The organism is Streptococcus oralis subsp. oralis (genome assembly GCF_002096445.1).
Taxonomy (GTDB): domain Bacteria; phylum Bacillota; class Bacilli; order Lactobacillales; family Streptococcaceae; genus Streptococcus; species Streptococcus oralis_N.
Map to the genome: position 1 here is coordinate 230,673 of NZ_NCUK01000012.1, position 12,663 is coordinate 243,335.

Consider the following 12,663-nt stretch of genomic DNA (forward strand, 5'->3'; position numbering starts at 1 on the left):
CAGAAGAAAAACAAGGCAAAAATGTAACTAGTTTTTACCTTGTTTTTTCTATATAATGGGCAAAATGAATAAACGAAGAGGTATAACAATGCTAAAATTTCCAAAGGATTTTGTTTGGGGTTCCTCCACTTCTGGACCACAGACAGAAGGACGAGTGCTTGGTGATGGTAAAGGAGATAATCTCTGGGATTATTGGTATCAAGTAGAGCCAAACCGCTACTACAATGGGATTGGACCTGATAAAACATCGACCTTCTATGAGAACTGGGAAAAGGATATTGAGCTTTTGGTAGAGACTGGGCATACAGCCTTCCGAACTTCTATCCAGTGGTCTCGTATTTTCCCACAGGGCCGTGGAGAGGTCAATCCGCAAGGGGTGACTTTCTACCGTCAGGTCTTTGAAGCCATTAAGGCCAAGGGGATTCGTCTCTTAGTCAATCTTTATCACTTCGACCTGCCTTTTGCCCTCCAAGAAGACGGCGATGGTTGGGAAAATAAGGCAACTGTCAAGGCTTATGAAGACTATGCTCGTTTTTGTTTTGAGACTTACGGTGACTTGGTAGACCAATGGATTACCTTTAACGAGCCCATCGTACCTGTAGAGTTTGGCTATTTCTATGATGCCCACTATCCCCATAAGGTAGATGCCAAAGCGGCGGTTAAGGTTGCTTATCATACGCAACTGGCTAGTAGTCTTGCGGTTAAGGCCTGTCATGAGATTTTGCCTGATTCTAAGATTGGGATTGTCCTTAACTTGACGCCAGCTTATCCACGTAGCCAGCATCCTGCGGATGTGAAGGCCGCTCGCATTGCCGATCTCTTCCAAGCTCAATCTTTCTTAGACCCGTCTGTACTGGGAGCTTATCCAGAAGAGTTAGTAGAGATTTTAGCAGAGCATGATTTACTGCCGGATTCTACAGCAGAAGAGTTGGAGCTCATTCGTGATCATACTGTGGACTTTCTTGGAGTCAACTACTACCAGCCTTTGCGCGTTATGGCGCCACGTTTTGCCAAGCATCCAGACAGTCCACTCTTGCCAGAGCATTTCTATGAGCCTTATATCATGTCGGGCCGTAAAATCAATCCTCACCGCGGTTGGGAAATCTACGAGCAGGGGATTTATGATATCGCCCAAAATATCAAGGAAAACTATGATAATATTGAGTGGATGCTAACTGAAAACGGCATGGGTGTTGAAGGGGAAGAAAAATTCCGTGAGAATGGCATGATTCAGGACGACTATCGTATTGACTTTGTCAAAGGTCATCTTCGTGAGCTGCACCGTGCTATTGAAGACGGAGCCAACTGTAAGGGCTACTTGATTTGGACCTTTATCGACTGCTGGTCATGGCTCAACAGTTATAAAAATCGCTACGGTCTGGTTGAGCTTGACTTGGAAACACAGGAACGCCGCCTGAAGAAATCAGGTCACTGGTTCAAAGAAATCAGCGACCATAATGGATTTTAAGAATAAAAAGAGTGAGATGGTGTTCATCTCACTTTTTATTACAATATCATCACCAAGGTCCCAATCGTAATCAGGATACAGCCAATAATTGTTTTAAACGTCAGGACATCCTGTAGGAAGAAAAAGGCTAGAACGAGGGTAATGACGAGACTGAATTTATCGACAGCAGATACCTCAGTCGCATTGCCCATCTGTAGTGCCTTGTAGTAGCAGAGCCAGGAGGCGCCAGTGGCCAAGCCTGATAAGATGAGAAAGAGCCAACTTTTTTTACTGATGTTGACAATTTCGGTCTGACTATTGGTCAAGAAAACCATGGCCCAGGCCATAAGAATGACGACGACCGTACGAATAGCAGTTGCTAGATTGGATGGAACTCCCTCAATTCCAATCTTGGCTAAAATTGACGTTAAGGCTGCAAAGATAGCTGATAAAAGTGCGAAGAAAAACCACATGGCAAATACCTCCTCTTTTTATTATAAGTAATTGATGCTGACTTGTCAGGTATCAAGTGAAATCTTGATAAAATACCAGATAGAAAAACTATACCAATTTTTATTCTTGACAAGTGAGAAAAACAAGTATATACTGTTTTTGCTGATTCCGTAAAGCGAGAATTAGACTATACCAATTTAAGGAGAAAGCACAGCTGGTCTGTGTCGTATATACTATGTGTGGAATTGTTGGTGTTGTTGGAAACACAAATGCAACTGATATTTTGATTCAAGGGCTTGAAAAGCTCGAATACCGTGGCTATGATTCTGCGGGGATTTTTGTCCTAGGTGGTGCTGAAAATCATCTAGTTAAGGCTGTTGGTCGTATCGCAGAATTGTCTGCTAAGACGGCTGGTGTTGAGGGAACGACTGGTATCGGACATACTCGTTGGGCGACTCATGGGAAACCAACGGAGGACAATGCTCACCCACACCGTTCTGAGACAGGACGTTTTGTCTTGGTGCACAATGGGGTGATTGAAAACTACCTTGAAATCAAGGAAGAATACCTCGCAGGTCACCACTTCAAGGGGCAAACAGATACGGAAATCGCTGTTCACTTGATTGGGAAATTTGCAGAAGAAGAAGGTCTCTCAGTTCTTGAAGCCTTCAAAAAAGCCCTTCACATCATTCGTGGTTCTTATGCCTTTGCCTTGATTGATTCACAAGATCCTGAAGTCATCTATGTCGCTAAGAACAAATCACCACTCTTGATTGGTCTTGGAGAAGGCTACAACATGGTCTGCTCAGATGCTATGGCTATGATTCGTGAAACCAACCAATACATGGAAATCCATGACCAAGAGTTGGTTATCGTGAAAGCTGATAGCGTTGAAGTTCAAGACTATGATGGCAATCGCCGTGAACGTGCTAGCTATACTGCGGAGCTTGACTTATCAGATATCGGTAAGGGGACTTATCCTTACTATATGCTTAAGGAAATCGATGAGCAACCAACGGTTATGCGTAAACTCATCCAAGCCTACACAGATGATGCTGGTCAAGTAGTGGTTGAACCTGCTATCATCAAGGCTGTTCAAGACGCAGACCGCATCTACATCCTTGCAGCTGGAACATCTTACCACGCAGGATTTGCTTCTAAAAAAATGCTGGAAGAATTGACAGATACACCTGTTGAACTTGGAATTTCATCTGAGTGGGGCTATGGTATGCCACTTCTCAGCAAAAAACCACTCTTCATCTTTATCAGCCAGTCTGGTGAAACAGCGGATAGCCGTCAGGTTTTGGTTAAGGCCAATGAAATGGGCATTCCAAGCTTGACAGTGACAAACGTGCCAGGTTCAACCCTATCACGTGAAGCCAACCATACTATGCTTCTTCACGCGGGTCCTGAAATTGCCGTGGCATCAACCAAGGCTTATACTGCACAAATCGCAGCTCTAGCTTTTCTTGCAAAAGCAGTCGGAGAAGCAAACGGCAATGCCAAAGCCCAAGCCTTTGATCTGGTTCATGAGTTGTCAATCGTAGCTCAGTCTATCGAATCAACTCTTTCTGAAAAAGAAACCATTGATGCAAAGGTTCGTGACCTTCTTGAAACAACTCGCAATGCCTTTTACATTGGACGTGGTCAAGACTACTATGTAGCCATGGAAGCCAGTCTCAAACTCAAAGAGATTTCTTACATCCAATGTGAAGGCTTTGCGGCAGGAGAACTCAAGCACGGAACCATTGCCTTGATTGAAGAAGGAACGCCTGTCTTGGCCCTCTTGTCAGATCCAGTCCTTGCCAACCATACTCGTGGAAATATCCAAGAGGTCGCAGCCCGTGGTGCCAAGGTTCTCACTATTGCAGAAGAGAATGTTGCTAAAGAGACAGACGATATCGTCCTTACGACCGTCCACCCTTACCTCTCGCCAATCTCAATGGTCGTACCAACACAATTGGTCGCTTACTTTGCAACACTCCACCGTGGCCTTGATGTGGACAAACCACGTAACCTTGCTAAGTCAGTAACAGTAGAATAAGCTAAGAAAGTCTAGTTCATCTAGACTTTTTCTAATGAGCAAATTTATTGAAAATAAAACTAATTAGTGATAAAATACCCTAAAACTAAAAGAGATAGCGAGGGAACAGGATGGTAGAATTAGGAATTTCAACATTTGGTGAAACAACTGCTCTGGAAGTGACTGGGCAGATTTACAGTCATGATGAACGTATTCGTCAGTTGGTGGCAGAAATTGAGTTGGCTGATAAGGTTGGTTTGGATGTGTACGGGATTGGGGAGCATCATCGGGAGGACTTTGCGGTATCGGCGCCAGAGATTGTTCTTGCAGCTAGTGCTGTTAATACCAAGAAGATTCGTTTGACTAGTGCAGTCAGCATTCTCTCGAGTATGGATCCGATTCGCTTGTTCCAACAATATGCTACCATCGATGCCTTGTCAAATGGCCGTGCGGAGATTATGGCTGGACGTGGTTCATTTACCGAATCCTTCCCTCTGTTTGGCTATGACTTGAAAGACTATGAAGCTCTCTTTGATGAAAAGTTAGACCTGCTTCAGCTGGCAAATGAAAGCACCAAAGTGAACTGGCAGGGACAATTGACTCAAAGCATTGCTGGAAAAGAAGTCTATCCTCGTCCTGTTCAGGACAAATTGCCATTGTGGGTAGCGACAGGTGGTCATGTCGAATCAACAGTGAAGATTGCTCAGGCGGGGTTGCCGATTGTCTATGCCATTATCGGTGGCAATCCGCGTTACTTCAAGAAATTGATTCAAGCTTATCGTGAGATTGGTAGGGAGGCCGGTCATGCGGATAAAGACCTGAAAGTGGGCGCTCATTCTTGGGGCTGGATTGCTGAAGATGGCGAGCAGGCGGTAAAAGATTATTTCCATCCGACCAAGCAAGTAGTGGATGCGATTTCCAAGGACCGTCCACACTGGCAGGAGTTGACCTATGAGCAATATTTGGAGCAAGTTGGTCCAAATGGTGCCATGTTTGTGGGAAATCCAGACCAGGTGGCAGAAAAATTGATTCGCATGATTGAGGATTTAGGTTTGGACCGCTTTATGCTCCATCTACCGCTTGGTTCTATGCCTCATGATCAAGTTCTGAGAGCTATTGAACTCTTCGGCACACAAGTGGCGCCGAAAATACGTGCTTACTTTGCTATGAAAGAGGAGTTATAAAAAATTCAATCAGTTGAGTCGATTGGTGAGGAACACCCATGGATTCAGCAACAGGTGGAAGTGGTACAAGCGATAGAGCATACTATCTAGTAGAATATATACTGGTTTATACCAAGTACAAGATAAAATAGTAAAAAAGACGATTTCCGCTTGGAAATCGTCTTTTTGATACTTAGAATAAATCCAGTCTAATATTTCCACCAAAATGTGGTTTTTCAAGAGCTACCTGTGCTAATTGATTGAGTGTTTGTTTACTATTTTCTTGATTATAGAATTTAAGTCCTTTGATGATAACTCCATCAACTTCATCCTCGAAAACCAAATCTTCTTGATGGTCATTGATGTATGAAAGAAGTTCCTCCTTCCATCTATCTTTTTCTGCCAATTGTTCACCTTTGGGTTCAATGAAGATTTGAAGATAGTAATCCTTATTTTGAAGAAGTAGGATAAAGTCTGGTTGAAATCCTGAAAAATTGATTTCCCGTGGGTTCTCCTCAAATTGGTGCAATTTCAATTGTTCAACTTTATCTGTCCCCTTTAGCATGTTTTCGTCCATCCGAATGAGGAAAACATCACCGTATTGTTCTCTTAGTTCATCAATGTGATTGGCGATAGCATTAACTAGATTTTCTTCATTTCTATTGATTATAGCAGATTGATAAGCAAAAAAGTCAAATTTTTCAAAACTAATATTAGCTACTTTTTGTTCGATTAAGGAGCCACTCTGTTTAGCTGTATCATAATTAGGTATTCGTTTACGATAATCAACGAGATATTCTTCAATAGGATATCCAACAAAACGATTCGTACCTATTGCTTTGCGATAACCTGCCTTTATTTGGGCAGCCAGTAGGTTAAAAAAGTTATCAATAATTTTCAGCTTTTCCATAGCGGAAAATTCTTCCACGACAGTTTCTTTTTCTGTTGTAACATATAATATAAGATTCCGCAAATTTAACCAATTTTCACCCCAAAACTCATCCATAGACTTGAGATTTGGAAGATATTTTTTCAGATTTTCAAAACGGAAAAAATTAGAGCGACTAATTGATTTTTTAAAGTAACGAATATCAATTCCCCTCAATTGGGACGTTTTTAACTCTATTGCTTCAGCTGAAAGGTAAGCTGTTTCATAGGTGGATTTAAAATAGGTTACATTGGCTAGCTTAGAAATTTCAATGCCATATGCACGGAAATTCACATAGTGACTATCAGGGATCTCTTCAGTTTCATTATAGTAAAGTTTACCTGTTTTAAAGATTTGGGTTTTCTTAAAAGAAGGTTTCAGTCTGATTTCAATCGGAGGATTTTTTTCATCCGTCCCAGTCGCAAGATTCATCTTGTCAAGTGATGCCATCAAATTCTTGATGTATTGCGGTTCATTAAGGGTATGGTAGTGTAGTGTTTCCAATAAAAGACTTGCTGTTTCATCTGATTCATCAAATCGTCTTTGGTAAGAAATCTTTTGATTTAAGGAGAAAGGATTGTATCGCGCCCCACGTCCGATCAACTGAGCCTCGGAATTGGTTGATTTAGCATCTCTTTTATCATTCATTTTTCCCAAGTTGCTAATACGAACGATATCGTAAAGATTGAGGACATCCCAACCTTCTGTTAATTTTGCTACTGCAAAGACTACACGATACAGATTATTGGGCGATTCAAGCGAATTGAGGGCTTGATACTGTCCTGTTTCTAGCAACCCTTTTGAACTACTGTCTGAATCATTTGCATTTAGAATTCTAGCTGGTGAAAAACCACGCTTAAGTTCTCGTACAACAGTTGAAAGATCATCCTTTTCGAGATAATACTGATAAGCTAGCTGTAGGGTATGGCTTTGCTCTTCTGATACACTTTTCAATTGTGAAATAAGGAACGCCTTTAAGCTTTCCACGGTCAGATTGTCAATCATCTCATTGAATAGATTATTTGCTTCATAGGAAGCATCAATTTTATGTGATTTGAAAAGAATGACTGGTTTTATCTCAATCCCAAATTTTTCTAGAGCAAATTTACGACGATATTCACTCAGAAGAACGGTACTAAGCATATTACCTTCATTGGAATTCCCCGTCTGAATGCGTCTTACATTTTTTGAATATCGCTCTTTGATGTATGAATCCAAGGTATAACGGTAAATAATCTTATCTCGATATTTTTGATAAATGGTCTCATCGTCAAAATCAAGTGTTGCGGTAAATTCCAGCAAGAGATTATCAGCGTGTGCGTGAAGAAGAGAAAGTAGGCTTTTTTCCCATGAGACTTTTTCCAATTCTGCTTTATTTTTCTTTTTCGTAGAAGCAGAATAGTGATGGGCTTCATCCGCCAGAATAACCATTTTTGTCTTCTGGTAATCTGTTAATGACATGATATTTTCTGCCTGTGTGAAGAGGTCATTTGTCAATGTTTGAATTGAAACAAACTTAATATTAATTACATTTTTATTAGGAAAATCTGGAAATCTTCCTGAAATCTGGTTGATAAAGATATGTTCCCCATCAATTTCTAAGTTGGAATTGAAAAGAAACTTAGTAGATTGAGCATTCGTTAGATTATCAATGGTCTTACTCAGAACACCATTTGTATTCACTGTAAACAGAAAATTTTGATACCCTTTTTCTTTATAGAGGTAGAGGATTAAACCAGCCATCAAATCAGTCTTTCCTGAACCAGTTGCCATATTGAACATGAGTTGTCTTGGCTTTCGAAACTTGAAAGTATCTGATGCTTGAGTGTAGTGAAAATAGCGAATAGCTTCACTTTGATAAGAACGTGGTTCATGCTTGAGATTTTCTACAATATACTGTGGTAATTCCCAACCATGCTGTTCGTTCAAAATATCCATATCCAGCTGTTTCAATTCATCGAAGAGTTCAAAGATCAGTTCTTTTTTCTTTGCTTTTCTAACCATCATTTCTCCCCATAAAAACTCTTATTAAAATCATAATCTGATTGGGATAATTGCGATTTGATGGTTTCATCATCAATTTCAGAGTAGTTGTGATAGAGCTGGTTTTTGTCAATAATTTTCACAAGAATTTTTTTCTGCATTTCAAAATCTTCATCCCAGATAGATTGGTCAACTTCTTGTAAATCCACTCTAAAATCAAAATCAAGTGTGGCTTTCATGTCATCAAAGATAGTCTTTAATTCATCAGAATGTTTAGAGTTAAGAACAGCATTAATAAAGGTTGCATTTTTGTCCATTAACTCAGCATAAATGAATGAACCGCCGCCAGACCAAGCAACATCTTGAGAAATGCCACCTTGTTCTCCATCAATAACTTTCTTTAATCTTTCTATAGAAACTGTTTCAATATAATCCATTTGTTCAATACCGATGTACTGACGATTCATCTTGTGAGCAACTGCCGCAGTAGTTCCCGAACCCATAAAGAAGTCAAGGACAAGATCACCTTCATTTGTAGATAGTTCTAAGACGCGTTTAATTAACTCTTCTGGTTTTGGATTAGTAAATACTTCTTCTCCAAATAACTCCTGTTGGTGCTTTGTTGCAGAAGTATTTGTATTGGTTTCTCTCCAAGTAATACTATTAGGCTGAATTGTCCAAATTGAACTACTTGCCTTACCTTTACCTGCCATTTTTACTTCTGAATAATAGGCTTTAAGTTGTGGTTTTGATGTTCCGTTGACACCAAATCGAATACGATTATCAGCCAACCATCTTTCATAATTCTCTTTTGTAGTTCTCCAGCATCGTCCTTTTGGAGGTATGTAGATATCTCTGGTATTGGGATTGGTTATTTCATATTGAAGATTTTTTCGGATATTTGGAGCATCGAATGGTTCAAGCCTATATGGACCTCGTCCATCATTATCATCATACTTAAATGTTTCAATATCAAGAGCTAACCTAAAATCATTTTTATCAATGGCGTCTTTATTTTTAGCATAGACCAAAATATGATTACTGTTCATTGAAAACAAACCATCACTTGAAACTGAACTTCTAGCTTCCCAAGTAACATCGGCAATAAAGTTTTCAATTCCAAAAATCTCATCCATCATGACTTTAAGATAGTGAGTTCCTTCATCACTCATGCTTAAAAAAAGTAAACCATCATACGATAAAAGCTGATAAGCGATTGATAGCCTGTTCTTTAAGAAGGTTAACCAGCTGGATAAACTAAAATTAGAATTATAGGTAAACGTATCTGTCGGTTTAGTTTTCAGGAAGTAGTAAGGTGGGTCAATAAAAACTGTTTTAATTTTTCCACTAAATCGTTTTTTCAAACTGTGGAGTGCTAACAGGTTGTTTCCCTTGATAATCAGGTTATCCGTATCCTTGATTTCTGATACAGGAGAAGAGCCATTTTTGTCATATTTCTTAGCATTTTTAAAAATCTTTTCATCAAGGAGGACATCAATCTCCTCACGAGCAACTATCTCATTTAAAAACGATTCTTCAGCATCTTCCCTCGAAACATCATCTTTAGTCATACCAGCTTTTAAGATACCATCTTTGTAGGGGAAATTTAGGACAACGTCTATTGTTTCATCTAAATAGTGATTATTTGTCGCTAACCCGATTTTGTTGGTGTAACGCGTGTAAGAGTTTGACCAATATTCATCAACTTCAAGCATTTGAATGATATCATTGATTTTCAAAATTGTCGCACCAGCAATATCCTCGGTAAATGCTTCATTTAGAATTGCATTTGTCAAAATCTTTTCAACCAACTCAGGTTTATAATTATCTAAATCTACTATAATAGCATCTTTTTTTAGCAGTCCCTCAGCTACATACTGTTCATCAAAGCTTTCAACTACCTCTCGCAGGGCTTGTTGAATCGCTGTTTCGAATATCTGGCTCATACAAGTCCCTCACTTTCATACACAACAGAAAAGACCTTCTCACAAAAATGTGAAAAAGTCTGTTTTAGGGCTTGACAAAAAATACGCTTGATTACATAATCAGCGTGAGCTGTGAGCTGTGAGCTGTGAGCTGTGAGCTGTGAGCTGTGAGCTGTGAGCTGTGAGCTGTGAGCTGTGAGCTGTGAGCTGTGAGCTGTGAGCTGTGATTGCTTTCATACCAATCATTCCTTTACTTTTTGATAGTTCTATTATATCAAAATTTCTAAATTTTGCATATTTGCTTTCCCTGACGGACAGTCATGTATAAACCACTTAGAAAATATGATTTATGGCTACACCTATACTAAATGAAGTACATTTTGAATTGGAGAAGTCTGTCCTTATTAAAAGACGATTTCCGCTTGGAAGTCGTCTTTTTTTCGATATTCTCGCAAATACGATATCTTGTGGTTGGTGTAAACTGGTAGATAGCTCCCTTATTTTATTTATCAAAACCTTGTAAGTTTTTTTGGCGCTCTTCAGTTTGACCCTTGGCATCCAATTTATTACCATTGTAAACAGTGCTTTCCCATGATCCGTACATTGGGTTAGGGAAAATGATGAATTTCTCACCAAACTCTTTTTGTAATTCCTCTAATTTTTGGTTGCGCTCAGTTTCAGAGGTCTTCGAAAACTCTGCAAAGTCCACAAGATTGTCTCCTAGTAGCATGACTAAGTTGGTTTTTTCTTGGACTGCTTGTCTACGACCTTCTTTAGATTTGACGCCTTTTTCTAAGAACATGAGATGATCGCGGCTTTGTACAGGAATTCCTTCGTTTTCTAGGTTTTTGATCGTATCATCTACCTGATCTATCGTGCGGTCAGATACATAGTAAATTTGGACACCGTTTTGGTCTGCAAATTGGAGAAAGTCTTTAGCACCTGGTACAGCCTTGGCTGCGGCTTTTTTTACCCAGACATCCCAGTTTTCTGGGGTAAATGCTGTTCCGTCTTTGACATTTTGCGCTTGATAAGGGCTATTGTCTAATACAGTTTCGTCCAAGTCCAAAACGATAGAGTAGGGTTTATCTGTCTGTGTTTTTAGTAGTTCTTTCAAACGATCAGTAGCGACATTGTAACCTTGTAGATAGAGTGCCTTGGTTTCAGCTGCTTTTTGATACCAAAGAGTTGACATAGTATTTTCTCTTGAACGCAACTGATCATAGGTCATTGTAACCTGATTATCAGATGTACTACTTTGTGTTGTCTGTGAATTTGCCGAATTTGTACCACAGCCAGTCAGTAAAATGACGGAAGTAAGTGTAGAAGCAATTGTAATGGTAACTTTGGATATTTTCATAATCCCATCCTCCTAATAATAGTCTATTAATATTGTAGCGTTTTCATGGGATTTGTGCAAGGAAATACCGAGAGAAAAGAAATTTTTCAGTAGTAATTTGGTATTAGGATAAAATTATGTACTTAATTTGGGAATGAAGATGGATATAAAAAAATTCAATCGGCTTGATAGAAAATCTATATCAGCTTCTTTTTGGAAAATAGATGAAAATAAAGTGAATCTTTGAAAGGCTAGTAACATCAAGCTTTTTAGGGATTTTTTTCTTTATAGATATAAAAATTTCCAATCGAGTTGATAGTCAATATATATTGGGAAAAGGGGAAAAGGAGTGGTAAGATGGTTTCAATCCAAATGGAAGGAGAAAGGTATGGCGAGTAAAAGAGAGCTAGTCTTTAGAGCGATTCGAGGCGATGAAGTGGAAAGAGTTCCTGTGGGATTTTGGTTTCATTTTGTAACACTCGAAGAAAAGGAGCAGGGATTAAATAATCCACGTATCTTTCAAAAAAGTGTTGATGGGCATCACAATTATGTGGAAAGGATTCGTCCTGATTTTGTCAAAATTATGAGCGACGGTTTTTTCCTTTATCCAAGTAATGTCTATCGTCCTAAGATTGCAAGCATTCAGGAGCTGACTTCTATTGAGTCGATTGGTGAGGAACACCCATGGATTCAGCAACAGGTGGAAGTGGTACAAGCGATTCGAGAGACCTTTACCGAAGAGATTGCTTCTTTCTACAATATCTTTTCGCCTATCTCCTACCTCAAGCGTTGGTTCCGTACAGAAACTTCTCGAGGAGATAGGGAAGTGGCTGACCTATTGCTTGAAAATCCTGAGCAACTCAGATCTATTCTAGATGTGATTGCAAGAGATATTGCTATCCTAACTCAGAAAATCATCCAGCAAGGTGGAGTTGATGGGATTTATCTCAGCACCCAGGAAATTCAAGATGAGCGCATCACACCAGAACTCTACCAAACCTATATCGAACCGAGCAATATAGCGATTTTGGAGGCAGCCAATCAGGTTGGTGGGACCAATATCCTCCATATCTGTGGTTTTGAAGGTGCGAGCAATGATGTGACGATATTTAAGGACTATCCAGCTCAAGTGGTCAACTGGGCGACCCACCATGAGGATGTTAGTTTGACACAGGGGCAAGAGTTGTTTCCAGGCAAGGCCGTTTTAGGTGGATTTGAAAACGGCAAGAAAAGCTTGCTGTATCAAGGTTCCAAGGCGGAATTGCAAGATGAAACAAGACGGTTGCTGGCTGAAGCTGGTAGTAAAGGAGTTCTTCTGGGAGCTGACTGTACTGTTCCAGATGACTTTGACTTAGAGAGGTTGGACTGGATTCGGCAGGCAGCTGTTCTCTAAAAGGAGGAG

8 protein-coding genes are annotated in these 12,663 nt (G+C 39.8%); 4 read left to right on the forward strand and 4 right to left on the reverse strand.

Going from position 1 to position 12,663, the window contains the following annotated elements:
* Window positions 1-88 precede the first annotated feature (88 nt).
* Window positions 89-1,468 (forward strand): glycoside hydrolase family 1 protein, encoded by a 1,380-nt coding sequence (locus B7721_RS02420; protein WP_084877327.1) that lies wholly within the window; start codon window positions 89-91, stop codon window positions 1,466-1,468.
* A 38-nt stretch (window positions 1,469-1,506) separates the two neighbouring features.
* Here the strand turns inward: B7721_RS02420 and B7721_RS02425 are convergent, their stop codons facing one another.
* Window positions 1,507-1,920: an EamA family transporter gene (locus tag B7721_RS02425; RefSeq protein ID WP_000264204.1), complete on the reverse strand. Its 414-nt coding sequence runs from the start codon at window positions 1,918-1,920 to the stop codon at window positions 1,507-1,509.
* Between the two features lie 215 nt (window positions 1,921-2,135).
* Between B7721_RS02425 and glmS the strand changes: the two genes are divergently transcribed.
* A complete protein-coding gene (gene glmS, locus B7721_RS02430) occupies window positions 2,136-3,944 on the forward strand; it encodes a glutamine--fructose-6-phosphate transaminase (isomerizing) (RefSeq protein ID WP_084877328.1) in 1,809 nt (602 codons plus the stop codon).
* A 110-nt stretch (window positions 3,945-4,054) separates the two neighbouring features.
* A complete protein-coding gene (locus B7721_RS02435; RefSeq protein WP_084877330.1) occupies window positions 4,055-5,107 on the forward strand; it encodes an LLM class flavin-dependent oxidoreductase in 1,053 nt (350 codons plus the stop codon).
* Window positions 5,108-5,279: 172 nt separating this feature from the next.
* On the opposite strand, the gene B7721_RS02440 is transcribed toward B7721_RS02435, so the two are convergent.
* The 3 genes from B7721_RS02440 to B7721_RS02450 form a co-directional block, all read right to left on the reverse strand.
* Complete coding sequence (locus tag B7721_RS02440) at window positions 5,280-8,018, reverse strand: DEAD/DEAH box helicase family protein (protein ID WP_084877331.1); 2,739 nt, start codon at window positions 8,016-8,018, stop codon at window positions 5,280-5,282.
* Window positions 8,018-9,943 carry a site-specific DNA-methyltransferase gene (locus B7721_RS02445; protein ID WP_084877333.1) on the reverse strand — a complete coding sequence of 642 codons (1,926 nt, stop codon included), beginning with the start codon at window positions 9,941-9,943 and terminating at the stop codon, window positions 8,018-8,020. Before B7721_RS02445 ends, B7721_RS02440 begins: the two co-directional genes overlap by 1 nt.
* Window positions 9,944-10,424: 481 nt before the next feature.
* Window positions 10,425-11,282 carry a 5'-nucleotidase, lipoprotein e(P4) family gene (locus B7721_RS02450; protein WP_000703388.1) on the reverse strand — a complete coding sequence of 286 codons (858 nt, stop codon included), beginning with the start codon at window positions 11,280-11,282 and terminating at the stop codon, window positions 10,425-10,427.
* A gap of 367 nt (window positions 11,283-11,649) precedes the next feature.
* Between B7721_RS02450 and B7721_RS02455 the strand changes: the two genes are divergently transcribed.
* Window positions 11,650-12,654 carry a uroporphyrinogen decarboxylase family protein gene (locus B7721_RS02455; RefSeq protein ID WP_084877334.1) on the forward strand — a complete coding sequence of 335 codons (1,005 nt, stop codon included), beginning with the start codon at window positions 11,650-11,652 and terminating at the stop codon, window positions 12,652-12,654.
* Window positions 12,655-12,663 lie beyond the last annotated feature (9 nt).

Bases quoted from the DNA above. Each gene is read 5' to 3' on its own strand.
- B7721_RS02420 (WP_084877327.1), top strand. From the start codon at position 89: ATGCTAAAATTTCCAAAGGATTTTGTTTGGGGTTCCTCCACTTCTGGA.
- B7721_RS02425 (WP_000264204.1), bottom strand. From the start codon at position 1,920: ATGTGGTTTTTCTTCGCACTTTTATCAGCTATCTTTGCAGCCTTAACG.
- glmS (WP_084877328.1), top strand. From the start codon at position 2,136: ATGTGTGGAATTGTTGGTGTTGTTGGAAACACAAATGCAACTGATATT.
- B7721_RS02435 (WP_084877330.1), top strand. From the start codon at position 4,055: ATGGTAGAATTAGGAATTTCAACATTTGGTGAAACAACTGCTCTGGAA.
- B7721_RS02440 (WP_084877331.1), bottom strand. From the start codon at position 8,018: ATGGTTAGAAAAGCAAAGAAAAAAGAACTGATCTTTGAACTCTTCGAT.
- B7721_RS02445 (WP_084877333.1), bottom strand. From the start codon at position 9,943: ATGAGCCAGATATTCGAAACAGCGATTCAACAAGCCCTGCGAGAGGTA.
- B7721_RS02450 (WP_000703388.1), bottom strand. From the start codon at position 11,282: ATGAAAATATCCAAAGTTACCATTACAATTGCTTCTACACTTACTTCC.
- B7721_RS02455 (WP_084877334.1), top strand. From the start codon at position 11,650: ATGGCGAGTAAAAGAGAGCTAGTCTTTAGAGCGATTCGAGGCGATGAA.